General features: G+C 68.5%; 27 protein-coding genes and 1 pseudogene. 10 read left to right on the top strand and 18 right to left on the bottom strand.

The window, feature by feature from the left end; translation table 11 throughout:
- Positions 1–431: 431 nt before the first annotated feature.
- The 3 genes from DJ69_RS10845 to DJ69_RS10835 all read right to left on the bottom strand — a co-directional run bounded on the left by DJ69_RS10845 (position 432) and on the right by DJ69_RS10835 (position 3,689).
- Entirely contained in the window at positions 432–1,205 is a 774-nt protein-coding gene (locus tag DJ69_RS10845; protein WP_099255616.1) for a DMT family transporter, read from the bottom strand.
- An 88-nt stretch (positions 1,206–1,293) separates the two neighbouring features.
- Positions 1,294–2,340: a geranylfarnesyl diphosphate synthase gene (gene idsA3 / locus DJ69_RS10840; RefSeq protein WP_099255615.1), complete on the bottom strand. Its 1,047-nt coding sequence runs from the start codon at positions 2,338–2,340 to the stop codon at positions 1,294–1,296.
- Entirely contained in the window at positions 2,337–3,689 is a 1,353-nt protein-coding gene (locus DJ69_RS10835; RefSeq protein ID WP_099255614.1) for a ribonuclease J, read from the bottom strand. The genes idsA3 and DJ69_RS10835 overlap by 4 nt, the downstream gene beginning before the upstream one ends.
- Positions 3,690–3,940: 251 nt before the next feature.
- Between DJ69_RS10835 and DJ69_RS10830 the strand changes: the two genes are divergently transcribed.
- The 4 genes from DJ69_RS10830 to DJ69_RS10815 all read left to right on the top strand — a co-directional run bounded on the left by DJ69_RS10830 (position 3,941) and on the right by DJ69_RS10815 (position 6,387).
- Positions 3,941–4,594, top strand: coding sequence for a hypothetical protein (locus DJ69_RS10830; RefSeq protein WP_099255613.1), 654 nt, complete (start codon positions 3,941–3,943; stop codon positions 4,592–4,594).
- A complete protein-coding gene (locus DJ69_RS10825) occupies positions 4,591–5,883 on the top strand; it encodes a twin-arginine translocation signal domain-containing protein (RefSeq protein WP_099255612.1) in 1,293 nt (430 codons plus the stop codon). Before DJ69_RS10830 ends, DJ69_RS10825 begins: the two co-directional genes overlap by 4 nt.
- An 88-nt stretch (positions 5,884–5,971) precedes the next feature.
- Positions 5,972–6,214, top strand: coding sequence for an LSM domain-containing protein (locus tag DJ69_RS10820; RefSeq protein WP_099255611.1), 243 nt, complete (start codon positions 5,972–5,974; stop codon positions 6,212–6,214).
- Entirely contained in the window at positions 6,211–6,387 is a 177-nt protein-coding gene (locus DJ69_RS10815) for a 50S ribosomal protein L37e (protein WP_008848129.1), read from the top strand. Before DJ69_RS10820 ends, DJ69_RS10815 begins: the two co-directional genes overlap by 4 nt.
- 109 nt (positions 6,388–6,496) lie before the next feature.
- Here DJ69_RS10815 and DJ69_RS10810 read toward each other — a convergent pair whose 3' ends face one another.
- The 6 genes from DJ69_RS10810 to DJ69_RS10785 all read right to left on the bottom strand — a co-directional run bounded on the left by DJ69_RS10810 (position 6,497) and on the right by DJ69_RS10785 (position 11,024).
- Positions 6,497–6,721 carry a hypothetical protein gene (locus DJ69_RS10810; protein WP_099255610.1) on the bottom strand — a complete coding sequence of 75 codons (225 nt, stop codon included), beginning with the start codon at positions 6,719–6,721 and terminating at the stop codon, positions 6,497–6,499.
- Positions 6,722–6,726: 5 nt separating this feature from the next.
- Positions 6,727–6,927, bottom strand: coding sequence for a hypothetical protein (locus DJ69_RS10805; RefSeq protein ID WP_099255609.1), 201 nt, complete (start codon positions 6,925–6,927; stop codon positions 6,727–6,729).
- Positions 6,928–7,006: 79 nt separating this feature from the next.
- On the bottom strand, positions 7,007–8,095 hold the full coding sequence (locus DJ69_RS10800; protein ID WP_099255608.1) for a deoxyhypusine synthase: 1,089 nt from the start codon (positions 8,093–8,095) through the stop codon (positions 7,007–7,009).
- Positions 8,096–8,146: 51 nt separating this feature from the next.
- The gene (locus DJ69_RS10795) at positions 8,147–8,431 is read right to left on the bottom strand and encodes a ubiquitin-like small modifier protein 1 (RefSeq protein ID WP_099255607.1); all 285 of its coding nucleotides are present in this window, start codon (positions 8,429–8,431) and stop codon (positions 8,147–8,149) included.
- Between the two features lie 23 nt (positions 8,432–8,454).
- Positions 8,455–9,717 (bottom strand): cation:proton antiporter regulatory subunit, encoded by a 1,263-nt coding sequence (locus DJ69_RS10790; RefSeq protein WP_099255626.1) that lies wholly within the window; start codon positions 9,715–9,717, stop codon positions 8,455–8,457.
- Positions 9,718–9,767: 50 nt separating this feature from the next.
- Positions 9,768–11,024 carry a potassium channel family protein gene (locus tag DJ69_RS10785; protein ID WP_099255606.1) on the bottom strand — a complete coding sequence of 419 codons (1,257 nt, stop codon included), beginning with the start codon at positions 11,022–11,024 and terminating at the stop codon, positions 9,768–9,770.
- A gap of 133 nt (positions 11,025–11,157) precedes the next feature.
- On the opposite strand from DJ69_RS10785, the gene DJ69_RS10780 reads away from it, so the two are divergent.
- A complete protein-coding gene (locus DJ69_RS10780; RefSeq protein ID WP_099255605.1) occupies positions 11,158–12,351 on the top strand; it encodes an NAD-binding protein in 1,194 nt (397 codons plus the stop codon).
- Positions 12,352–12,395: 44 nt separating this feature from the next.
- Here the strand turns inward: DJ69_RS10780 and DJ69_RS10775 are convergent, their stop codons facing one another.
- The 6 genes from DJ69_RS10775 to sdhC all read right to left on the bottom strand — a co-directional run bounded on the left by DJ69_RS10775 (position 12,396) and on the right by sdhC (position 17,167).
- Positions 12,396–13,031 carry a uracil-DNA glycosylase gene (locus DJ69_RS10775; RefSeq protein ID WP_099255604.1) on the bottom strand — a complete coding sequence of 212 codons (636 nt, stop codon included), beginning with the start codon at positions 13,029–13,031 and terminating at the stop codon, positions 12,396–12,398.
- 82 nt (positions 13,032–13,113) lie between these two features.
- Entirely contained in the window at positions 13,114–13,341 is a 228-nt protein-coding gene (locus DJ69_RS10770) for a helix-turn-helix domain-containing protein (protein WP_099255603.1), read from the bottom strand.
- Between the two features lie 245 nt (positions 13,342–13,586).
- A complete protein-coding gene (locus DJ69_RS10765; protein WP_099255602.1) occupies positions 13,587–15,416 on the bottom strand; it encodes an FAD-binding protein in 1,830 nt (609 codons plus the stop codon).
- 52 nt (positions 15,417–15,468) lie between these two features.
- On the bottom strand, positions 15,469–16,359 hold the full coding sequence (locus DJ69_RS10760; protein ID WP_099255601.1) for a succinate dehydrogenase/fumarate reductase iron-sulfur subunit: 891 nt from the start codon (positions 16,357–16,359) through the stop codon (positions 15,469–15,471).
- A gap of 3 nt (positions 16,360–16,362) precedes the next feature.
- Positions 16,363–16,737 carry a succinate dehydrogenase gene (locus tag DJ69_RS10755; protein WP_099255600.1) on the bottom strand — a complete coding sequence of 125 codons (375 nt, stop codon included), beginning with the start codon at positions 16,735–16,737 and terminating at the stop codon, positions 16,363–16,365.
- Between the two features lies 1 nt (position 16,738).
- Positions 16,739–17,167, bottom strand: coding sequence for a succinate dehydrogenase, cytochrome b556 subunit (sdhC, locus tag DJ69_RS10750; RefSeq protein ID WP_099255599.1), 429 nt, complete (start codon positions 17,165–17,167; stop codon positions 16,739–16,741).
- Positions 17,168–17,427: 260 nt separating this feature from the next.
- On the opposite strand from sdhC, the gene DJ69_RS10745 reads away from it, so the two are divergent.
- From DJ69_RS10745 to DJ69_RS10730, 4 genes are all read left to right on the top strand, one after another.
- Positions 17,428–17,622, top strand: a complete 195-nt coding sequence (locus tag DJ69_RS10745) for a cold-shock protein (RefSeq protein WP_004046659.1) — start codon at positions 17,428–17,430, stop codon at positions 17,620–17,622.
- Between the two features lie 136 nt (positions 17,623–17,758).
- A complete protein-coding gene (locus DJ69_RS10740) occupies positions 17,759–18,484 on the top strand; it encodes a TetR/AcrR family transcriptional regulator (RefSeq protein WP_099255598.1) in 726 nt (241 codons plus the stop codon).
- A 27-nt stretch (positions 18,485–18,511) separates the two neighbouring features.
- A complete protein-coding gene (locus DJ69_RS10735; RefSeq protein WP_180271790.1) occupies positions 18,512–19,888 on the top strand; it encodes an MFS transporter in 1,377 nt (458 codons plus the stop codon).
- Positions 19,889–20,083: 195 nt separating this feature from the next.
- Positions 20,084–20,560, top strand: a complete 477-nt coding sequence (locus DJ69_RS10730; protein WP_099255597.1) for a 50S ribosomal protein L11 — start codon at positions 20,084–20,086, stop codon at positions 20,558–20,560.
- A gap of 47 nt (positions 20,561–20,607) precedes the next feature.
- On the opposite strand, the pseudogene DJ69_RS10725 reads toward DJ69_RS10730, so the two are convergent.
- Positions 20,608–20,994, bottom strand: a pseudogene (locus tag DJ69_RS10725) (DUF4013 domain-containing protein); the annotation flags it as partial.
- A 191-nt stretch (positions 20,995–21,185) separates the two neighbouring features.
- Between DJ69_RS10725 and DJ69_RS10720 the strand changes: the two are divergent.
- Complete coding sequence (locus DJ69_RS10720; protein WP_099255595.1) at positions 21,186–21,473, top strand: transcriptional regulator; 288 nt, start codon at positions 21,186–21,188, stop codon at positions 21,471–21,473.
- A gap of 14 nt (positions 21,474–21,487) precedes the next feature.
- Here DJ69_RS10720 and DJ69_RS10715 read toward each other — a convergent pair whose 3' ends face one another.
- Positions 21,488–21,940, bottom strand: coding sequence for a universal stress protein (locus DJ69_RS10715; protein ID WP_099255594.1), 453 nt, complete (start codon positions 21,938–21,940; stop codon positions 21,488–21,490).
- A gap of 63 nt (positions 21,941–22,003) precedes the next feature.
- Positions 22,004–23,899, bottom strand: a complete 1,896-nt coding sequence (locus tag DJ69_RS10710) for an ATP-binding protein (protein WP_099255593.1) — start codon at positions 23,897–23,899, stop codon at positions 22,004–22,006.
- Between the last annotated feature and the right edge of the window lie 81 nt (positions 23,900–23,980).

The raw sequence follows: 23,980 nt of genomic DNA, 5'->3' as shown, positions 1-23,980 counted from the left end.
CTTAGTCTTTTGCTATTCTTGAATCAATCAATCTCTTAGCGATCCGTCTATCCTCTTAGAGACTAAACTGAATGACTCTCTTAGCGTTTTCTCTGCTAAAGGTACAAAACCACTTGTCTACCTCAAAGTCCATTGAGAGGGTAATCTAATAGCACTATATCCATGTGAGAGGTAAGAGAGTGTATCAGCTAGGCTCTGAATGAGCAAAGAGACTGAATCATGCTGAATAGTGTTGACCCTACCCTATCCCCCCGAACGATATTAACCAACATTCAGGATCCGATTGTAGGTTAAGAGCCTAGTCGTTAAGGACCGTTACATAAATTTTAGAGAATAGTCTAAATTGGTCAAATCGCTAGACGTGAAGGGGTTGGGTCGATATTGACTTATTTTCGCTTCAAAGTCTCCCGAGATATACGATTTCTGTGGTACTATTGTACTACCATGTTAGAATACATGAGGTTAATCTCGAACGCGCCCAGCCGGTCGAGCAGCGTGAAGTAGATGGTGTACGCGACCGCCGAGGACAGCACGCCGAGGAACAAAAGCGATCCGACCGCCGGCGGCTCCGGGACCGGAAGCTGTTGCGTTTCGCCCAGTCCGACGCTCAGCCCGTGGATCAACAGGGCGCCGAACAGCATCGCCCACCCCGTGAGCGCGATGCTGGAGAAGCTCGTCTCCACGGTGCGGAGCCCGACGCTGCCGACCGCGACCGCCATCACGCCGATCGAGATGAGCCCGACGCCGATCGTGACGCCCCCGGCGAGGTTCGCGGGGTCCGGCTGGGCGACGAGCCCGACGCCGACGAACGCCAGCACCACGCCGAGGGTGCCTCGCGCGTCGAGGTCGGAGCCGCCGATCCAGGCGGCCGCGACCGCGGCGGTCGCGATCGGAACGAGGCTGTACGTGATCGAGGCGATACCGCTGGTCGTGTACTGCTGGCCGACGAACAGCAGCGAGTTGTTGGCGGCGACGGAGAGCCCCCCGCTGAAGCCGACCGCGGCCAGGTCGCCGCGCGTGCGCGGGAGCGGGCCCGACTCGGTGAGGAGGACGTACGAGACCAACACCAGCGCGGCCACGTCGAACCGATACGCGGCGTACAGTACGGGCGGGTAGTAGTCCAAGCCGACCTCGATGGCGACGAAGGAGCCGCCCCACAGGAAGGCGAGCGTGAAGAACAGGACGACGTCTCGGTACCGGGACACGGACGGGAGAACGGCGACCGGGGATAAAGCGGTGTTCGTTGCGGACGGCGCCGCCGGAACGGCGCCCAGCGACAACTCGCCGGGCCACTCAGTAGCCGCGGACGATCAGGTAGTCCGCGAGATCGGCCAACAGCTCTCGGGACCCGCTTTCGGGGAGGATCTCGAGGTGTTCTTTCGACCGCTCCGTGAGGTCTTCGGCCGTCTCGCGGGCGTACGCGATCGACCCAACGTCCTCTAGGGCCGCCACCGCGTCGTCGATGGCCTCCTCGGTCACCTCGGCGGGGGTGTCGGCGTCGACCAGCCCGTCCACGTCGACGCCCTGTTGGCGAGCGTGGAGGGTGATCAGCGTCTCCTTCCCCTCCACGAGGTCGGAGCCGCGCTGCTTGCCCAGATCCTCGGAGGGGACGGTGAGATCCAGCACGTCGTCCTGAATCTGGAACGCGCGCCCCGAGTCGATCCCGTACTGGTAGAGCGCGTCGACGACCTCGTCGTCGGCGCCGAGCAGGACGGCGGGCGTCGCGGCCGAGGCGCCGTAGAGGACCGCGGTCTTCAGCTCGACCATCTCCAGATACTCTTCCGGAAGGATGTCGTCGCGTGACTCGAAGGAGACGTCGAGCGACTGCCCCTCGCAGATCTCCGTGCAGGTGGACGCCAACATCCGCATCGCCTCCAGCCCGTTGGCGGGGTCCGCGCCCGTCTCCGTCATGAACTCGAACGCCTTCGAGTAGAGCGTGTCTCCGGCGAGGATGGCGGTCGAGGTGTCGTACTTCTCGTGGACGGCCGGGACGCCGCGCCGGAGCTCGTCCTCGTCCATGATGTCGTCGTGGATCAGCGTGAACGACTGGATCACCTCGATGGCGACCGCGGCGCGCATCACGTCGACGGTGTTGCCGTCGAGGGCCGCGAACTCGCGGAAGTCGGCGCTCATCGGCTCAGCGCCGGTCACCGCCTCCGCAGCCAGCGTCGTCACCGTCGGGCGGAGCCGCTTGCCGCCGGCTTCGAGGATGTATCGCGTCGCCTCGTAGAGCCGTTCCGGGTGCTGTACCGGCAGCTCCTCGTCGATAGCGGCGTTGACGAGGTCACGCCGCTCGCGGATGGCCTCCAGCACCCGCGCCTCCTTCGTCTCGCTCGTCATTCGACGAGTTGGATAACGCTCCCGTTCTGCGTGACGTGCACGTCACGTCCGAGCTTGTACCCCTGAGACTTCGCGAGGTCGACGTACGGCGAGCGACCCTTCAGCGTCTGGTGGCCGGGGATGAGGTGCTGGGGCTGGAGCGCCTGCAGCATCTCGTAGTGGCCCTCCTCGCGGAGGTGACCGGAGACGTGGATGTCGTCGTAGAGGCGCGCGCCCTGCATCCGGAGGAGCTGCTCGGACTGGTAGCGCTGCCCCTCGTTGGTCGGCTCCGGGATGACGCTCGCGCTGAAGACGACCTTGTCGCCGTCGTCGATTTCGTACGGCGTCTCGCCGCGGCCCATGCGGGTGAGCATCGCGCGCGGCTCGCCCTGGTGCCCCGTCACGATCGGGAGGAAGTTCCCCTTCCCCTCCTTCATGATGCGCTTGAACGCGCGGTCGACGGACTTGCGGTGGCCGTACATCCCGACGTCGCCCTGGAAGTCGACGAAGTCGAGCCGCTCGGCCGTGCCCGAGTACTTCTCCATCGAGCGGCCCAGGAGGACCGGCTGACGGCCGATCTCGCGGGCGTACTCGACGAGGGTCTTCACGCGGGCGATGTGGGAGGAGAACGTGGTGGCGATGATGCCGCCCGAGTAGTCCTCCATCGACGTGAGGGTGTCCTCGACGTGCTTCTTCGCGTACGCCTCCGAGGGCGTCCGGCCCTTGCTGCCGGCGTTCGTACAGTCCTCGATGTACGCGAGGACGCCCTCGTCCTGGCGGCCGATCTCGCGGAAGCGGTCCATGTCGATCGGGTCACCGATGACGGGCGTGTGGTCCAGTCGCTTGTCGAGGCCGTAGACGATGGCGCCCTCGGGCGTGTGAAGGACCGGGTTGATCGCGTCGATGATCGAGTGAGTGACGTTGACGAACTCCATCTCGACCTGCTCGGAGTCGCCGATGGCCATCGTGCCGCCCGCCTTCATCTTCACGAGGTCGTTGTCGACCTGGAACTTCCCCTCGTCGTCGATCTGCTGTTTGACCAGCTCGATCGTGTACGGGGAGCCGACGATGGGGGCGTCGTACCGGTGCGCGAGCTTCGGAATGCCCGCGATGTGGTCGAGGTGACCGTGGGTGGGGACGATCGCCTGCACGTCGCCCTCCAGCTCGCTCATGACGCGGTCGTCCGGGATCGCGCCCATGTCGATCAGGTCGAGGCTGTGCATGCTTTCGGTCTCCACGTTGTCGTGGATGAGGACCTTACTGAGGTTCAGGCCCATGTCGAAGATGACGATGTCATCGCCCGCTCGGACCGCCGTCATCTGTCGACCGACCTCTTCGTAACCGCCGAGTGTCGCAATTTCGATTTCCATGATTGTCGAGTTGGAACGCCCTTGATCGGCGTCCGGCACTGGTTCCCCGCAAGGAGCCGTCTGCGCTACGTCCTACCGCGCGTCGTTGAAGGCCCCGCTACGGCCGAGCCGACGTCGTCGACCCACCGTGTCCCGCGGGAGTGTGGTATCCCTCGCTACTCCCGCGCACATTAAAAACACCCGGGTTCGGCCGCGCCGGCTCGCGTCCGCGCCCCGCAAAGCGTTTGGGCCTCTCGGTCGAAGGCTCGCCGATGACAGACGTTCCCCGCCGCCGCGCCCTCCTCGCAGCCGCGTCCGGCATCGCCGCGCTGGCCGGCTGTTCCGGCAGCGAGACCGCGACGAACAGCCGTCCGAACCGAGAGCGGCCGATCGACGACTACGAGATCGAAACGGTCCGCGACGAAGACGGCCGCGCGCTGGTCACTACGGGCGACGCGCTCCCGGAACTGTCCGCCGACGAGCGGGCGCGCCAGCGCCGCAGCGCGCGGCGCGTGTTGGTCGCCGAAGAGAACCTCGCCGAACTCACATTCGCCGAGACGCCCCCGGGCGAGACGCTCCGGTCGTTCTGCGCCGAGACGGAGTTCGACGCCGAGTCAGTGTACCTGCTCGCGATGCCCGTCGAAGCCTGCTACGAGATCCGGTTCCGGTCGGTGGCCGTCGAGCGCGACGAACTGGCGGACGACGACCTCCACCCCCGCGCCGACTTCTGCCAGACCTACCGCCCAGCGGACGTCGAGTGCAGCGCGGACGCGATCCACACCGCTGGGTTCGCGATCCGGCTCCCCGTCGCGGCCGACCGCTCCACCGGGAGCGGGAGCGGGATGTCCGGCTCGTGTCGACGGTCGGACCTCCCGACCGTGTTCAACGGATCGGTGGCCCCTGCTAACGGAGGTGGGGACGCGTGACCCGGTCGGACCCCTCCCGGCGTCGGTTTCTCGCGGGGGTCTGCGCGGCCGGCGCGGCGACGCTCACCGGCTGCTCCGGCCTCCCGTTCGGCGAGGAGTCGCCCAGCGACGAGGCACCGGTGTCGCTCTCGAGGGACGACATCGCGGCGATCGAGCGGCCCCCGTCCCCGTTTCCCGCGACGGTCCCGGGATCGATCGCGGACGCACACGAGAGCCGCGCCCGCGAGCTGCTCGACGCCGTCCCGGCCGACCCGTCGGTTCCGAACGCCGCGGTCGTCGCGAAACTCGAACGCGACCGCGAACGGGCCCTCGGTCGCCTGGATCGCGACCCGACCGGCTCCTCCCCGATCGACGCGCTTGGCGCGTGGCGCCGCCGCCGGGAGGACGCCGCAGCGGTCCGGGGTGCGTATCGGGCCGCCACGGGCGGCGACGACGGCGCGAGCGTGGCCCGGCGTCGGCAGGCGGTGCGGGAGGAGCGCGCGGCGCTCGCCGCCGACCTGACGTACCGAGCCGGATCGCCGGCGACGGCGGTGCTGGCGTACGAGCCGATCGAGTCGCTGCTCGCGGAGTGCGAACGCCACGTCCGCCCCCGCGAGACGTACCCGAGCGATCCGGTCGCCGAGCCGTTTCGCGCCGGCGAGGCGGTCGGCGCCGTCGAGCGCGCACGGGCGGCGATCGGAGACGCCCTCGCGATCCGCGAGGCGCACCTCGGCGGACGGGACGACGCGACCTCGCGGTGGACGTCGCTCGTCGCGGCCGCGGACGGGCTCGAGGCGTCCGTGAACCGTACCCGCGGGAGCGTTCTGCGCGGTGATCGCGGGCCAGCGGACGCGAGCGACGAGGACCTGAGCGGAACGGTCGCACAGGAGCTGATCGCCATGACCGACATGCGCGTCGAGTCGGCGGTCGAGGACACCGTGGAGTCGACCGACCGCGGCACGTACGCCACGGCCGTGATCGAGGCCGGTACCGCGCTGGCCGCGATCGAGGCGTCCCGGGCGGTCAACTCCGGAATACGCGACGGCGGGTACCGCGAGGCACCGTCCGCCTCGTCGATTCGGTCCACCTCGGAACGCGTCCGCGAGGCCGTCCGCGAGGCGACCGGCGGCGGGGATCCGCTGGCGATCCGGTTCGTTCGTCCCGCCGTGGAGACGGTCGCGCTCGCCGCCGATCGGATCGAAGAGGGATACGGATCGCCCGGCCGAGCGCAGGCGGAGCTGACCTACGCCGACCTGTACGTCCGCGCCGTGCCGGCCGCGACCGAGTTCGTGCGCGAGCGGCTCGACTGAGCGACCGCCGTCGGTTCGCGTTCGTCTCGGGGCCGTTCCGGGTCGCGTCCCGGTATTTTTATTACCGCGACGGGCGGCGATACGGACAATGAGTGGACGACCCCTCGACGTGCTCGAAGCGTCGCTCGAGGAGCCGGTGACGGTTCACCTGAAGGACGGGACGACCTACTACGGCATCCTCGCCGGGTACGACCAGCACATGAACGTGGTCATCGAGCCAGAGTCGGACGTGGGCGACCGCGTCGACGGCGACCTCGACGGCGAGTTCGCGGTCGCAATCGAAGACACAACGATTATACGCGGCGATAACGTCGTCACCATCAAAGCATGACCGGCTCCGGAACGCCCTCTCAGGGGAAAAAGAACAAGACGGTTCACGTGAAGTGCCGCCGCTGCGGCGAGAAATCCTACCACGTCAAAAAGGAGCGCTGCTCCTCGTGCGGCTTCGGCGACTCGCCGTCCCGTCGCGACTACGCCTGGCAGTCGAAGTCCGGCGACAACTGACGACCGCGCTCTCTTTCGACGCTTCGTTTTCACTCCTTTAGCGGTCGCGCCGTTCCGGACGGTTCCGCGGTCCCCTTTCGTCCCCGACGAGACCGTTGGGGGCCGGCGACTACCGCGAGCGGCTCCGATCGCCCGGATGCGGCGGGTTCCGGAACAGCCCGTCGATCATCGGTACGCACCCCGCGAGCGCGGCGACCGCGGTGGCGGCCGGCCAGGCGTCGAACGCCGCCGCCCCGAGAGCATAGCCGACCGCGAACAACAGCGGCATGCACGCGAGTATCAGGTCAGCACGCGAGAGTCGATCGAGCGGGCCGATGGTGAGAGTCTCGGCCATATATCTCACTCCATATACCCCAGATCACGGAGTTTTTGGCCGATCCGCCGAGCCTCCGCTTCGCTGATCTCGTCCTCCGACTCCATCTCCTGTACGACCACGTGTTTCACGAACTCCTTGACCGACCCGAACGGTTCGTCCTCGATGTACTCCTCGACGTCCGCGACGAACTCCTTGCGCAGCGAGATCGTGGTGTAGTCGCTCATTACTTCGCGACACTCGCTCCGGCCTCAAAAATCTAATTACATGTAATTACAAGCGATGGCCGCCGACTCTCTCAGAGCGCTACTCCACGCGCTCGCGGGCGGCGGCGACGAGCATCGGCAGCATGACGGTCGCGTCGCCGTACACCGAGGCGTTCCGCGCGTCCTTCTCTAACTTCCCCCACGATCGAGCCTCCTCTAAGGTCGCGCCGGAGAGCCCGCCGGTCGCCTCCGGATCCATCGTGATCTGGACCGCGTAGTCGTAGGCGCGCGGCGTGACGAGCATCGTCTGGAGCGTGAAGTTCTTCGGTACGCCGCCGCCGACGAGCAGACAGCCGGCGTCGTCGGCCTCGAACGCGAGGTCGGTCAGCGCCGTCATGTCGTCGAGGGCGTCGAGCGTGAAGTCGGCGGTCTGGGCGTACATCCACGCCTGTAACCCGAGCACGGAGTCCTGCACGGCGGGGCAGTAGATAGGTACGTCGCACTCGTAGGCCGCGGCGGCGACGCCGGGGTCCTCGGCCACGTCGTCGCGCTCGTTGACCGCGGCGTTCGCGCGGCCGAGCTCGCGCGTGAGGTCGGCGATGCCGACGGCGCCGGTGCCCGCTCCGCGCTCGCCGTCGTCCGGGTCAGCCTCCAGCGCCGGGAACACCTCCTCGCGCAGGTGCCCCTCGAGGGCGGCGAAATGCTCCTGTGGAAGGTAGACGTTGTAGATGCGGTCGACGCCCTCGTCGCGGAGCCCCTCGTCGTGCTCGCGGAGGCTCTTCTCCGGGTCGTGGGTCCGCCCGTGGTGGTGTTTCCCGCCGATGGCCTCGATGGCGTCGTGGGTCAGGTTCGCCCCCGTCGTCACCACGGCGTCGACGTAGCCGTCGCGGATGAGGTCGGAGACGATCCGGCGCATTCCGGCGGGCACCATCGCGCCCGCCAGCGAGAGGAACACGGTGCAGTCGTCGTTCGCCCACATCTCCGCGAGCACGTCGCCCGCCTCGTTGACCGAGGCCGCGCCGATCCCTGCGTCGCCGTACCCCTCGACTAACTGTCCGACGGTCATGTCGGCGGTCGCACGGGTGTGGCCGACCGGGTCCTCGTGGAACTCCTCGCGGGGTGGGTCGCCTCCGGCGTCGTCCGTGTCGTGGTCGGCGTCGGATGTGCGTCCGTCGTCGCTGTCGCTCATAGCGAGAGGTGCGGCGCGCGACCGTTTGAAACGACCGATCCGTCGACCGCGCTACCGCCCGACCGCGCCCCCGCTCACCGGGGGGAACAGCGCCAGCTCGTCGCCCGCTTCGAGGGGCGCGTCCATCCCGTCGCCGTGACGGACGTTCTGGCCGTTCCGAAGCACGTTGATGTGCTCGGCGACCTCGCCGTCGTCGAGCACTCGATCGCGGAGGTCCGGGTGCGCTTCCAACAGCGCGTCGAGCGCGTCCCCGACCGTGTCGCCCGGCTCCGCCGCCACGCTGATCTCGCGTCCGCCGGCGATCTCCGCGAGGTCGGCGAACAGCTTCCACTGCATACGTGGATCCCCGCGCGGGCGGCTCAAGAGCGTTGCGCCCGGTCGGCATCGTCAGGGCGGTCCGTCTCCTCGTCGTCCGTCTCCTCGTCGGCCGAACGACCGGGTTCGGTGCCCCCGTCCGTCGGGACCGCCCCGGCTCCCGCCGCGGCGGCCGCCTCGATCCGACGGATCGCGTCCGGACGGCCGACGAGGTACACGAGGTCGCCGGCGCCGAGCGCGTACGCGCGTCGCGGGATCGGCTGGACGGAGCCTCCCTCCGGGCGGATCGCGGCGACGACCGCTCCCACCTCGCCGACGGTGCTCCCCTCGAGATCGCTCCCCGCCTCGACGGTGACGGACGCCATCGTCTCGTCCGCGTTCCGCAGCAGGGAGGCGAACTCGCGGTCCGCGTGCGGCTCCGCCGGGAGCGTCACCAGCCGGTACCCCTCCTCGTCGGTCAGCCGCTCGGCGTCCGACTCGTCGAGCGCGACGGTGACGGCGTCGTCGGCGACCCCCCGCAGCTCTCCGGTCGCGACGCGCTTCGGCTCCGGCTCGTCCCGCCACAGCTGGACCGTGTCGCCGACGGTGGCGGTGTTCGGCGGGTCCGCTGCCACCGCGATCGCGACCGACCCCGGCGCGAGCGTCGGGCCGAGTCCGGCGGCGCGGGAGCCGACCGCGAAGTACTCGACCGTCCCGTCGGCGTCGAGGTCGATGTCGACGTAGCCGACGCCGTACTCCTCTTTGAGCCGAGCGACGAGCCGATCGCGGAGCTCCTCGGTCGAAAGCTTCCGCGGGAAGAGCAGGGTCGTCTCCGCGAGTTCCGCCTTCTTCTCCGGCGAGACGGGGTCGTACGTGTCCATGTCCGCGATCGCGTCGGCCGCCGGGAGCGTCACCGCCGTGAACCGGCCGACTGCGCGCACGACGCCGCTCAGCTCGCCTTCGAGCTGTTTGGCGCCGGAGAGCGCGAACACGTCGACCGCGAGCCGGTCGCCGACGTACCGACCGACGGGCGCCATCACCGCCGCGACGCCGAGCGAGACGAGGTTGAAGAACACGCTCTCGGGCGCGAGCAGCGCCGGGTTATCCCCGACCGCGACCGACCCCAACGAGGTCGTGTTGAGGTACAGCGCCACGACCGAGATCCCCAGCAGACTGGTCACCCCTTCGGGGATCTCCGTACGGAAGTACCAGCGGTAGGCGAGCGCCGCGGTCGCCGCGACGAGCACGGCGACGACCACGAACGTGACGAGGGTGACTGCCGCCTGCCGCGGCCGCGCGAAGCCGACGTCGGCGGCGGTTGCGGCGATGGCGCCGACGCTCGCGGGGTCCGCGCCGACGGCCGCGGCGACCGCGGGCGTCACGCGGCCACCTCTGCGAACCGGTCTATCGCGTCGCGGCTCCCGACGACGAACAGCTCGTCGCCCGCCGACAGCGGCTGCGACCCGCTCGGCGCGATCGTCCACGAGTCGTGACGCGCCGCGAGGACCGCCACGTCGTACGCCTCGCGGACCTCGGCCTCGCCGATGGTGTGGCCGTCCAACGGTCCGCCGGCGACGACCGAGACCTTCCGGAACCGCTTGCCGGTCCGGCGCAGCAGCGCCGTGAGTTCGTACTCCCGGCGGGTCCCTCGCGACAGCACCAGCACGCGCCCCCGGTCCACACCTAGGAGCGCCGTCGCTTCGGACCGGTCGACGGCGACCGTCACCCGTCCCTCGCCGCCGGTCGTCGTGGGCGCGGTCGCCGCCGGGGGAGAGGGGACCGCCGCCTCGCCGCCGTCGGTCCGGAGGTCGTCGTCCGGCGTCGGATCGTCGCCGCCCGCCGGCTCGGCGGCCACTCCCGGTTCCGGCTTGCCACTCGATCGGGCAGCGAGCACGGCCCCTTCGACGACACGGTCCGGGGTGATCACGCGGACCACGTCACCGCGGGCGATCCCGGTCGGCACGAGCGCCGATACCGACACCGCGCGCTTGCCGGCCGGCACCCGCTTCGAGAGCGCTCCGGTCGGCGGCGCGGCCGCCACCGTCGCGCGCGCCTGCTCGTCGATCCGGACCGCCACGTCGGAGAGGTCGAGCTCGGTCTGCAGCCGCTCCGCGAATCGGGCTTCGAGCTCACCGAGCGGGAGGTCCGCCGGGAAGGTCCAGTCGCCGTCGAGGATCGCCTGGCGCGTCTCGGCCGGCAGCGGCGGATACCCCTCCATGTCGCTGACCTCCCCGGACACCTCGACGGAGACCCGTCCTCGACCGCCGACGAGTTCGATCACGTCGGTCGAGAGCGTCCGGTCGCGGAGCTGTTTGAGCGAGATCCGCTTGGGGACGCTGGCGCCCAACCGGTCCCCCTGTGCGTGGGCGTACAGCGAGATCATCAACACGACGACGATCGCCGTGAGAATCGCCGGGGCACGCTCCGACGATCGGATGGTCTGGTCGTTGAGCGCCAGCAGCCCGCCGTTGATGCCGGCGATCGCGAGCGACAACACGACGACCCCGAGCCCGGGAATCGTCACGTCGGTGACGTACTTAAAAACGAACCCGAGCACCCCGGCGACCAGCGCCGGGACGATCCCCGTGATGATGCCGAGGTAGATCCCGAAGACGATCTCGACGGGAAGTGACATACGCCCCTCAACCGGCGGCGGGGTTAAACGTGTGTCGCCACTTGCGGGGTGACCGACCGAGGCTCCCGTTCCCACGCAGAACGGGCTCGTTCCGGCTCGCGGGGTTTAAGTTCGGCGTCGGCGACGAGCCACCATGGAGCTGACCCGTGATTGGGTGACCGTCCGGGCGTCCATTCTGTTGACGTTCGCGGTCGCGGTGCTGTCGATCCTCGCCGGCCTCGCTCAGATCGGCGGGCTCGGTGTCGACGGTCCGCTCTCCCCGCACGTCCCGGAGGTCGTCCGACAGACCGTCGGGTTCACCGGGACGATCACCGGCTTCGCGATGTTCGGGAGCGGGTTTGCGCTGCGGAACGGCTACCGCGTCGGCTGGTACTCCACGGCCGTTCTGCTCCCGTTGACCGCGCTTCAGGGGCTGATGCAGGCGTCGGTGTTGTCGTTCCCCTTAGTGGCGCTGTCGGTCGTCTCGATGCCGGCGCTGATGTACAACCGGCGCCGGTTCGACAGGCACTTCTCGCCGTCGCCGACCCAACTCGCGGCCGGCGCGGCGCTCGTGACGGCGATCTCGTACGGAACGGTCGGGACCTACGCGCTCAGCGACCAGTTCGAGGGGGTCGAGACGATCGTCGACGCGTTCTACTTCACGGTCGTCACCGCCTCGACCGTCGGATACGGCGACGTTCACCCGGCGAGCGGTCCCGCCTCCGACATCGCGCAGCTGTTCGTGCTCTCCTCGCTCGTGATGAACGTCGCCGCGTTCGCGGTGGCGCTCGGTGTCCTCCTCACGCCCGCCATCGAGGCGCAACTCTCCAAGGCGCTCGGAAAAATGACTGACAAACAGATCGACCTCCTCGACAACCACGTCCTCGTGCTCGGGTACGGGGACCTGACCGAACCGATTCTCGAAGAACTCGACGCCCGCGACGGCACCGAGTACGCCGTCGTGACGACCCACCAGACCGCCGCCCAGCGGCTCGCGGACCACGACGTTCCGGTGCTCACCGGCGACCCGAGCGACGTCGAGCCGCTCGAACGCGTCAACCTCGAGGGCGCCCGCGCGGTTGTCGTCGCGACCGAGGACGACGCGCGCGACGCCCTGGCGATCCTCACCGCCAGACAGCTCAATCCCGACGTGCGGATCGTCGCGGCGGTGACCCAGCGGGAGAACATCAACAAGCTCCGCCGAGCCGGCGCGGACCAGGTGATCTCGCCCACGACGCTCGGCGGCCACATCCTCATCGACTGCGCCTTCGGCGCGGACAGCGCCGACGCGACGACCGACCTCCTCGGCGACGCGATCGACGACGTGGAAGAGCTCGACGACGACTGATCGCGGGGGCTCTGGCCGCCCGACGTTCGGTCGTACGAGCGCCTTCAGCGACTCTGCCGCCCCTTCGTCTGTCGGTAATCCCGACTCAGCACGTTCTCGCGCATATGCGTCCGGAACGCGTCCGCCTCGTCGTCAGTCATCGCCGCCGGCTCCTTCATCGGCACCAGTTCGAAGCCCCGTCCCCGGATCGTCGTGGCGTGCTCGGTGTCGATGTCGAAGGAATCCGGGCGCCGCGTGGTGTACTCGACCGCCAGCTCGCGGAGCGGTCGCTCGCCGACGGGGACGATGATCTGCGGGTTTATCATCCGGATCTCCGCGTTGAGGAACGGCTCGCAGGTCTCGACCTCGCTGTCGGTCGGCTCGCGCTCGGGGTGCCGACACCGCGTCAGGTTCGTGAAGAAGGCGTTCTGTACGTCCGGCTCCGACGCGTCCGGCGCCGACCGGACGAACCCGAGGTCGGCGAAGATCGACTGTATCCGCTCGCCGGCGCCCGCACCGGTGAAGGGGATACCGTTGGCCTCGGCGGGGGCGTTCGGTCGCGCGCCGACGACGAGGAACTCCCCGCCCACGTCGCCGTAGCCGTGCACGACGCGATCGCGGGGGCCGCACAGCTCGGGACAGTTCTCGCAGTCGGTGTCCATCCCGAACGGGTTCCGGAGCTCTTTCTGGTTCGCGTCCACGGCCCCACTGCGTCCCGCGGGCTGGTAAACGCTCCGCTGGCGGGATCGAAGCGTCGAGCCCCGAGAAGAACGACCGTTTCCGTCAGTTCAGCGCGTAGGTGTCGCCGTCGCAGTCGACCATATCCTCCTTCCGGAGGGTCTTCAGAATACTGTACAGCGAGAGCTTCTTCATCCCCAGCGACTCGCCCATCTCCGAGACGGTGGCGTCGCCGTTCGTCGTCAGATACAGGTAGACGAGCTTCGCCCGGGGAGACTGCAGCTCCGGCGGAAGCGCCGGCGCCGCGGCGGGTGCGGTCTGTGTCTCTAACATCTTGTCCGATGCATTGGGTTCGACGATAATAAACCCCCTATTCAACGATCGTCGAAATCACAGAGACCGGCTGAAACGGAGCAAAAACGCCCAAAGCGCGTCGGAACGCGGTCGGAACTGTCGGCGCAGAACGCATCGACGGCCGCGATCGTCGGCCGGATTTCGACCGACGACGGATAGGAAACCGTGAACGATCCGGATCGATCGTGGCTGTGCCGGCGTTCAGTACGACCCTGTGCCGGCGTTCAGTACGACCGGTTCTTCGGCTCGTAGGTCTTGTTCTCACCTTCGAGGATCGTCGGCTTGTACCAGAGTTCGGGTTCGCCGTCGTTCCACGAGATGAGGGTGTGTTTCAGCCAGTTCTCGTCTTTCCGCTCCTGGTGTTCCTTCCGCCAGTGGGCGCCGCGGAACTCCTCGCGCGCGAGGGCGCCCATCGTGAGCGCCTCGGCGATGTCGAGGATGTTCCGGGTCTCCATCGTGTGGATGAGGTCGGTGTTGAACGTCCGGGACGGGTCCGAGACGGCGACGTCTTTGTACGCCTCGCGGGCCTCGCGGAGGTCGCCGAGCGTCTCGGCGAGCCGGCCCTCCTCGCGGAACACGTTGACGTTCGCGGTCATCGTCTCCTGGACCTTCGAGCGGATCTCGGCGTGGTTGCGTCCCTTCCGCGAGAGCAGTTCCTCGACGCGGGACTTGGCGCGCTCGACCTCGGCTTCGAGGACGCCGTCGGGGTCGGTCGCCACCGCGCCGCCGTCGGCCGCGGCGGGACCCTGTCCGCCGACCTCGCCGACCTCGATCTCGAACTCGTAGTCGGCCGGCTCCCAGTCGCCCTGCTTGCCGGTCGTGACCTCGGCCTCGCCCATCTCCTCGCCGGCGGCGTGGCGCCCGGCGCGCTTGCCGAAGACGATGAGTTCGGGGAGGGCGTTGCCGCCGAGGCGGTTCGCGCCGTGGACCGACGCGCAGGCGCACTCGCCGGCGGCGTAGAGGCCGCCGATGACGGTCTCCCCGAACTCGTTCGTCTCGATGCCGCCCATCGCGTAGTGTTGGCCGGGCTTGACCGGCATCGGCTCCGTGAGCCCGTCGGCGCCCTCGAAGTCCTCCGCGAGGTGGAGAATGTTCTCCAGTCGGTCGAGAATGCGCTCCTCGCCGAGGTGGCGCATGTCGAGGTGGACGTACTCGTCCTCGATACCGCGACCCTCGTTGACCTCGGTCAGCTCGGCGCGCGAGACCACGTCCCGAGAGGCGAGCTCGCCGTCGTTGTTCGCGTAGCCGTGCTCGAACATGAACCGCTCGCCGTCCTCGTTGTAGAGGATACCCCCCTCGCCGCGGACCCCCTCAGAGATGAGGACGCCCGTCGACGGCAGCGTCGTCGGGTGGAACTGGATGAACTCCATATCCTCCATCGGGACGCCCGCGCGGTACGCCATGGCGACGCCGTCGCCGGTGTTCGCGACCGCGTTCGTGGTGTGATCGAACACCTGTCCCATCCCGCCGGTCGCGAGGATGACGCCGTTCTCGGCGCGGAACCCGCTGATCTCGCCGCTCTGGATGTCGTACGCGACGACGCCGTGGCAGGTCCGCTCCGCCGGGTCCTCCTCGTCGGTGACGGCGAGGTCCATCACGTGCCACTCGTCGTACACCGTGATCCCCCGTTTGACCACCTGCTCGTACATCGTGTGGAGCATCTGGTGGCCGGTCTCCGCGCCGGCGTACGTCGTCCGGGGGAAGGAGAGGCCGCCGAACGGTCGCTGGGAGACGCGTCCGTCCTCCTCGCGGGAGAAGGGCATACCCCAGTGTTCGAGCTGGATGACTTCTTCGGGGCTCTCCTGACAGAGGGCCTCGACCGCCGGGGCGTCCCCGAGGTAGTCGGACCCCTTCATCGTGTCGTAGGCGTGGTCCTCCCAGGAGTCGGCGTCGCGCAGCGCCGCGTTGATGCCGCCCTCTGCCGCACCGGTGTGCGATCGGACCGGGTGGAGTTTCGAGACGATGGCCACGTCGGCTCCCGCTTCCTGTGCCGCGATCGCCGCCCGGAGTCCCGCCCCCCCGGCGCCGACAACGATAACGTCGTGTTCGTGCATTGTTGTATGATCTCTCGTTAGGTTCGGAGTGACTTGAGCGTGTCCACCGTGCTCACCAGAACTTCAGGTTGTTCTTGACCGCTTCGCGCTTCAGCTCCTGGATGTGCTCGGTGAGGGGGATGTCCTTCGGGCACACCTCGGTACAGGAGAACTGGGTCTGGCACCGCCAGACGCCGTGCTCCTGTTCGATGATCTCCAGCCGCTGCTGTTTGATGTCCTCGCCCTCGCGCTCGTCCATCGCGAACCGGTAGGCCTTGTTGATCGCGGCGGGGCCGAGGTACTCGTTGTCGCCGGCGGCGATGTTACACGAGGACATACACGCGCTACACCAGATACACCGGGTCGACATCTTGATCTTCTCGCGGTTCTCCCGCGTCTGCCGCTGCTCCTCCAGCTCGCCGTCGGGGTACTCGTTCGTCTGGAAGTACGGCTCGACGGCCTCCATCTGGTCGTAGAAGTGCTCCAAGTCGACGACGAGGTCCTTCCGAACGTCCGCGTGCGGGAGCGGCTCGACTCGGATCGGCTCTTCGAGGTCCGAGATCTGGGTCTTACACGCCAGCTTCTGGCCGCCGTTGACGAACATCGCGTCGGAGCCGCAAACCGCCTGCCGGCAGGAGTGTCGGAACGTGAGCGAGGAGTCGTACGTGTCCCGCGAGTACATCAGGGCGTCGAGGACGGTCATCCCCTTCGTGAACGGGACGTGGAACGTGTCGAATCGGGGCTCCTGTTTCCCCTCGATCTCGGGGTCGTACCGGAACACCTTCAGCTCGATCGTCTCCTCGTCGGCGGCGGCCTTCTCGGCCTCTTCGGCCTGTCGGCGCGCCCGCTCCTCGGCGGCGCGTCGCCGCTTCTCGTCGCGGCGCTCGTCGCCCTTCGAGGGAACGTCCGCCTCGGCGTCGGTCTCGCTCGATTCCTCCGTCTGTGTCGGTGTCTGTGTACTCATAGTTCAGAGCAGTGGGAAGCCGCCCGCCCACGCGTTCGCCGTCCGAATCCCCTGGAACAGTAGCACGACGCTCGCGGCCACGAGCGACCACTTGACGACCGTGCGCTTGGTACCGGTGAGCCCCTGGTTGACGAGGGCGTTGTACACGCCGTTGACCCCGTGGAACGTCGCGGTCACGAGGAACAGCACCATCAGCGAGTAGTAGCTCAGCTGCTCCATCCGCGCCGAGCTCGCCGCGAGCGTGACCTCGTCGGCGTGGTGGACGAAGTGGAGCAGGAAGAAGTGGAACGCCAGCACGACCAGCAGGAACGCCGCCGTGACGCGCTGGATCAGCCACATCCGACCGCCGGAGTTGAACGAGGAGTAGCGCTCAGCCATCTCAGAACGCCCCCGCGATGAAGGTCGGAACGGACGCGACGGTGATCGCTCCGGTCAGGATCAGCGACGCGTAGAAGCTCTTGTCCTGTGCCTCCAGCCCGACTCCGAGGTCGACGAGGAGGAGCCGGGTGCCGTTGAGCATGTGGAAGACGGCGACCGCGAGCAGGCCGACCTCCAAGATGCGAACCAGCAGCAACCCTTCGAGGCTGACGATCGTCCCCGTGAACACGTCGGTTTCCGAGCCCTGGAACATCATCGTCGCGCCGTTGGCTGCCGGGATCGCGGTACTCAACACAGCGATGTGAGTGAACAGATAGCCGATGAGCACCCACCCCGTGAACTTATGGAAGATCCAGGCCCACATCCCCGCTTGGAACTCCCGCCAGCGGCTGAAGTCCTCGATGAGGCCTCGATTGTACGACTGACTCATACCTACCGGTTTCAACCGCGGTCGTATAGTAGTTACTAACACGGCGGGATCCACCCCGACAGATCCCCCTCCCGCATCCGGGGTCGTTCTGTCCGGCGTGTGGCACGCGACTCTGTCCGGCGTGGGCACGCGACCCCGTCCGACGAGTGGAACCTGGTCCCCCGGACGCGGCTCACAACACTCCGAGGTGTGGCGCACGGTGGCATGTCCGTCTCGCTCGCGGAAGCCTTTTATGCGGTCCGCCCTCGAGTACGGATGCAATGGCGAAAGGCGAAGTTGACTTCTTCAACGACACTGGCGGCTACGGATTTATCGAGACTGACGACGCGGACGAGGACGTGTTCTTCCACATGGAGGACGTCGGCGGCCCGGACCTCGAAGAGGGTCAGGAAGTCGAGTTCGACATCGAGGAAGCGGACAAGGGTCCGCGCGCGACGAACGTCACCCGCCTGTAACTCCGGCGACGACGTTCACGGGAGTATCGGCTTTTCGACTGTTCTACACCGCTGAGCCGCTGCTCCGTCCGGCGTAGCGGCCGGCGGGTTCCTCGATCGATAAGGATTTACTGATCGCTGACTGACTGGTCAGTCAATGAGCGACCAGCCGGGCGCGGCCGACGAGATCATGGACGGGGTTTACCACGCGCTCCGCGCCCACGGCTACGCCGGCCTGACGATGCAGGACATCGCCGACGAGTGCTCGAAGAGCAAGTCGCTGCTCCACTACCACTACGACACCAAGGAGGACCTGCTCGTCGCCTTTCTCGACCGCGTCATCACCGACTCCGAGAACCGCATCGCGGCTCACGCGGACGACCCCCCCGCCGAGCGCCTCGTGGGGTTCATCGGCTGGTTCGTCTTCGATTCCGGAGCCGTCGATCGCGAGGCGTTCCACATCGCGCTTCTCGAACTCCGCACGCAGGGGCCGTTCAACGAGCCGATCCGGAACCAGCTCGCCCGGAGCGACGACCTGCTCCGGGGGACCGTCGTCGACATTCTCGAATCGGGGATCGAAGAAGGGGTCTTCCGCGACGTCGACGTCGGGGAGACCGCGGCGCTGCTGGTCGCGACCCTCGACGGGGCGCGGACGCGACAGATCACGCTCAGTCGGGGCGCGGACGCGGTCGACGGTGACGGGTCGGAGGGGGACGGCGGGGACCCGGAGGGCTCCGGCCCCGAGCCGACCTACACGCGAGCGGTCGCGGAAGCGACCCTCCGACGAATCGTCGAGCCGCTCCTCGCAGAGGGCGCGGAACTGCCGTCGCTCGAGGCGGGCATCGCGGCGATGGCGCCCGTCGACGAGAGCGGGAGCGAATGACCGGCGCCCCGAAACGAGGCGACTGACGTGGGGCTGCTCGGGATCGATCGGCCGCCGACCGTGCTGCTCGCGGTGATCGCCAGCACCTTCTTCGTCGGCTTCGGCGGCGGCGTCGTCTTCCCCATCCTGCCCAACCTCGGCGCGGTGCTCGGCATCTCGGCGTTCATGGTCGGCGTGATCCTCTCCGCGAACCGGTGGGTGCGGCTCGTCGCCAACGCGCCGGCCGGCGCCCTCGTGGACCGGTACGGGACGAGAACGCCGTTCGTACTCGGCCTGTTCGTCGAGGGCGTCGCGACCCTCGGCTACGTCGCCGCGCTCGTGATGCCGCCGGCCGAGTCGCTTCGACCGCTCGCGGCGTCGCTGCCGGCGCTCGCGGCCGGTCCGGTGACGGTCGGCCCGGAGGGATGGTTCGCTGCGGTGGCGGCCGTCGTCGCCCCCGAGACGTGGTTCTTGATCGCGCGGGTCCTCTGGGGGGTCGGCTCCGCCGCGGTGTTCGCGACCGCGTACACCATCGCCGCCGACCTCTCGGACAGCGGCTCGCGGGGGACGAACATGGGCGTCGTCCGCGGCGGCATCACGATGGGATTCCCGGCCGGCCTCGTGCTCGGCGGCGTCGTCTCCGCGGTCGCCGGCAACGTCGCGGCCTTCGCCGTCGCCGCCGCGTTCGCGCTGACGGCCAGCGTCGTCGCCTACCGCTACGTCCCGGAGACGCACGTCACGAGCGACCGGTCGGAAGAGTCGATCCGGCCGTGGGACATCGACACCGCGGTCCCCGCGCTGACGGTCGGGCTGGTCAACTTCGGGCTGATGTTCGCGTACATCGGCGCGCTGTTCTCCACGCTCGTGCTGTTCCTCGGCGCAAACGACATCTCCCTGCTGGGGCTCGCTCCGCAGGGAACGTCGGGGCTGTTCATGGCCGGGACGGTCCTCTCGGCGGCGTGCTTCATGTTCGTCGGCGGGCGGATCTCGGACACCCGCGACTCCAGGACCCCGATACTGTTGACGTTCCTCGTGGTCTCGTTCGCCGGGTTCCTGCTGCTCGCTCGCGCCGGGTCGGTGGCCTCGCTCGCCCTCGCCTGCGTCTTCATCGGTGCCGGGCAGGGCGGCACGAGCGGCCCGATGATGGCGCTGCTCGCGGATCTGACCCCCGACGAGCGGATGGGCCGAGCGTCGGGGACGAACAACGTCCTCGGCGACGTTGGGGGCGGCCTCGGTCCGATGGTGTCGCTGCCGCTGATCGAGGCGGTGGGCTTCGCACCCATCTACGCCGCCTGCGCCGTCCTCCCGCTCGCCGCGGGCGCCGTGCTCCTCGTCGGCGTCCGCCGCGAGACCGGGACGTTCCTCCCCGGGCGCACCGCGAGGGAGTCGGGGTCGGGAGACGGGTCGGCGACTCCGGATCCGTAGTCGTCCACTCCTCCAGCCGCGCCGCCGCCTCGGTTCACCCACCGTGTGAACGAGCGGCCGTAACCGATCCCCGCCCTCGGTTCGCCCGCGGACGGGCGACGGCCGCCCCGACGCCGATATCGGAAGTGTGCGAACCGCTGGCTCCCCCTGCCCGAAAGAACAACCGTTAAAAGTCGTCATCGGGTTCGTACGGATATGGCTGGAACTATCGAAGCGCTCGTCCCCGGCGGGCAGGCCAACCCCGGTCCGCCGCTCGGTCCCGAGCTCGGACCGACGCCGGTGGACGTTCAGGACGTCGTGTCGCAGATCAACGAGGAGACCGCCGCGTTCGACGGCATGGAAGTGCCCGTCACCATCGAGTACGACGACGACGGCTCCTTCACGATCGAGGTCGGCGTCCCGCCGACGGCCGAACTGATCAAAGACGAGGCCGGCTTCGAGACCGGCTCCGGCGAGCCGCAGGAGGACTTCGTCGCCGACATGTCGATCGAACAGGTGAAGAAGGTCGCCGAGCAGAAGTCGACCGACCTGCTCGCGTACGACGTGAAAAACGCCGCCAAGGAGGTCGGCGGCACCTGCGCCTCCCTCGGCGTCACCATCGAGGGCGAGGACGCCCGGACGTTCGACGACCGCGTCGACGCCGGCGACTACGACGACGTTCTCGAAGCGTAACGCGGCGGTCTCGGCTTTTCGTCCGCTGCTTGTTTCTCACCGTTCGTTTACACTGCGGGCCGTTCCGCGGTTTCGACCTCCGCCGTATCGGTCGAGACCGGCCGCACGTCGGTCCACGTCCACCCGATGATCGCAGCGGCGGCGACGGTCGCATAGAACTGGACGAAGAGCCCGGCGATCGTGCCGAGCATCGGAACGATCGAGAGCACGCCGATCGCCAGCGCACCGACAAACACCACCGCGACGGCGGTGAGCCATCCGACGGCGTACGTCCGCTTCGTGGCGATGCCCCAGAGCGTGCCGATCGCGAAGCCGTCGCCGACGCGCCCCGAGTCGGCGACCGCGGCCAGCGCGGCCGGCGTCACGTAGGTCCCGGCGAGCGAGACGACGAGCGCGACGACGACGAGCAGCAGCAGCCTGCCGATTGCGACCGTCACGACGGCGTCCTCGCTGTCGCGGAGGTAGTTTACCGAATCTGATAGCATGGGTGATCCCAGGTATCGACGCTCCGAGCGGAGTTAACCTCGTACGGTCGGCTCACTCCGGAAACGCGGTGTGGATCCGGTCGATCGGTCGCGGACAGCGCGCACGGCGGTTTTATCCCCGACCCCACGGACGTTCCGATATGCCCGACCTCAATCCGATCGCCAAGCGCATCCACAACGTCCAACCCCGACCCGTCCGGCTCTCCCTCGACGACGGCGAGACGGGCGTCTTCGAGTTCTCCTCGACGGAGTTCTTCCAGCGGGAGTTCCGTGGCGAAGGCGTCCGCACCGACGCGGACGGCGACGCCGACTTCCGACTGATCACCTCGGAGGACCACGAGTCCGTACTGCTCGGGCGCTCCGGTCCCGACGAGGAGGGATGGACGGTCGTCGGCGAGGTCGTCGAGGCGGAGCGCGCGGCGGAGTGATCGCCGGCCGCCGCCTACCGAACGACGGTGACGGGGGCCTCGGCGCGGCGGACCACGCCTTCCGCGACGCTCCCGAGCAGGACCCGGGAGAGCCCGGTCCGCCCCTGACTCGCCAACACGATGTGATCGAACGGCTCCCCGGAGCCGTCGTCCTCGCCGACGGCCTCCTCTCCGCCGGCCACGCCGAGGATCGTTCCCGTCGGTCGCCCGACCTCCAGCCGCGTCTCGACGGATCGGTCGACCGCGGAGCTCACCTCGGTTAAGATCCGCTCGCCGCGCTGTTTGGCGCTCTCGTACCACTGATCGGCGGCGCCCGGGAACCCTCCCTCCGCGCCCGTGGCGGAGTCGGCGGGGTTGATCACGTGCAGCGCCGTCAGCTCGGCGTCGGGCCACTCCGACGCCGCGAACTGGAGCGCCTCGGTCGCCTCCGTCGATCCGTCGACCGCCACGAGGATGCGCTTGGCCATGTTCTCGCTTCTCTCACTCGGGATAAAAAGGGCGGCGGCGGCTCCGGCGCGGCGACAATCCGGTCAGTCGTGCCGCGTCACGCACTCCGAGAGCCCGATCAGCTCCACCGGCTCGGAGTTGTCCGGCGAGTAGACGACCATCTGCCCCTTCTCCATGTACGGCACCTTCCCGGCGAGGTTGGCGGGGATGTTCACGCTGGAGATCGCGTCCTCGTCGCCGAGGTTCAAGACGATCTTGGTGTTCACCTGTTTGAACACCGACTCGGCCACGTCTTGCGGATCCTGCGTGATCAGGAAGAGGCCGAGCCGCTCCTTGCGGCCCTGCTTGGCCGCCTCCGTGAACTTCTGGACGACCTTCCGGGCCTGCACCGTGTCGGCGTCGGCGAGGAAGTTGTGCGCCTCGTCCATGCCGACCAGCAGCGGCGTCTCCTCGATCCGGTCGCTGTCGGGGTCGTTCGAGAGCTTGTCGTCCACGAGCAGCCCCGCGACCGCGAGCACGACGATCTCCTTCTGCCGGGAGGTCGGGAGGTGATAGGTGGGAACCACGGAGAGCCCGCCGGGCCGGACGAGGGTGTGGTCGAGCTCCGTGATCGGCTTCGCGTCCTGGTCGAAGACGCCGCCCGGAACGCCGCGAACGCGGCGCTTGACGGCGTCGAACGTCGCCTCGTGGACGCGGCCGCTCTCGTCGAGCTCCTCTTTGAGCGCCGGGTCGTCGAGGTACGAGAGGAACTGGCTGTACGTCCCGTCGTCCCCGTAATCGCCAAAAAAGCGGTTCAAAAGCGTTAGCAGGGCCGGATACTGGTTCTCGTTGAGCCCGGAGCCGGCGACGAGCCACGGCATGTCCCGCGCCAGCGAGAAGGGGATCGTGAACTCCACGCGCTCCGCCCGGTGCCCCTCGCCCGGATACGTCGCCGTTTCGACCCGCGGCACCAGCGCGACGGTGTCGTCGTGGCCGCCGTGCGCGATCCCCTCCCGATCCAGCCGCCGCGCGAAGTCGGCGTCGAGGTCGGGGTTGTCGTCGTGCATCTGCGCGTACTCGTCCTGCGGGTCGAACTGAACGACGGCCATCCGCGACTCCCGCCCGTCGCCGGTCGGGTAGGTGCGGTCCGAGTCGAGGTACTGCCGGAGGACGTTCTTCGAGGCGTGGGTCTTCCCGGAGCCGGTCCCGCCGGCGACGAGGGTGTGGCGGAACGCGAGGGGGTCGCCGTCGGCGTAGTCGTCCTTCACCCGGTAGTCGACGGTCGGGGGCTCGGCCGCCGTCCGGACCTTCTCGCCGCCGACCGAGAGGTGCCCGAGGAAGACGCCGTCCTCGGGGATCTTCAGCCCGGTCTTGATCTCGGCGTCGTCGGAGGCCTCCTCGACGACCGCGCCGGGCTTCGGCACCCGATCGGTCATCCGGCGTTTCATGTCGTCGCCGGTCCCGTACACGACCGACATCGGCTCCAACTCGGCCATGAACTTGTAGTCGCGCTCGGCGAAGTCGTCGCGGCGCATCTGCCGCCGGGCGTGGATCTCGGTGGCGTCGTCCGACCGGAACTCCTGGGCGTACTCCAGCCCGGTGATCCGACAGAACAGCCGCTCGCCGTCCGGGTACGGGATCAGGAGGTACTTCCCGAGCCGGACCGCCTCGCGGTTCCCGGTCGTGACGAACGCCCGCAGCGTGGTCTCGTCGTCCTCCTCGGCCACCCGGAGCCCCTGCGAGACGGAGACGACGCCGAGCCCGGTGTCCTCGCCGGTCGCCTCCACGTCGTACGCCGCGAACGCGTCGTCGGTCGCGGCGTCGCCGCCGGCCGTGTTCGCACCGGCGCCGTCGGTCGCGCTGCCGCCGTCGACCCCGTCGCGTCCGGTGCCACCGCCCTCGGTGCCGCCGGGCTCGGCAGCCGCGGGGTCGGCAGCGTCGGCGCCCCCGCCGCCGTCGTCCTCGTCGTCGCCGAACTCGGTGAAATCCTCCAGCGTCATGACGGACCCACCACCTCCCGCGCCGAAAGCGTTTCCCCCTGTCGTCCGGTTCGGGAGCGCCCGCACGGACCCCTTTTGAGT

This window comes from Halorubrum persicum, assembly GCF_002727125.1.
GTDB lineage: Archaea > Halobacteriota > Halobacteria > Halobacteriales > Haloferacaceae > Halorubrum > Halorubrum persicum.
This window is presented reverse-complemented; position numbering and strand designations above follow the sequence as displayed.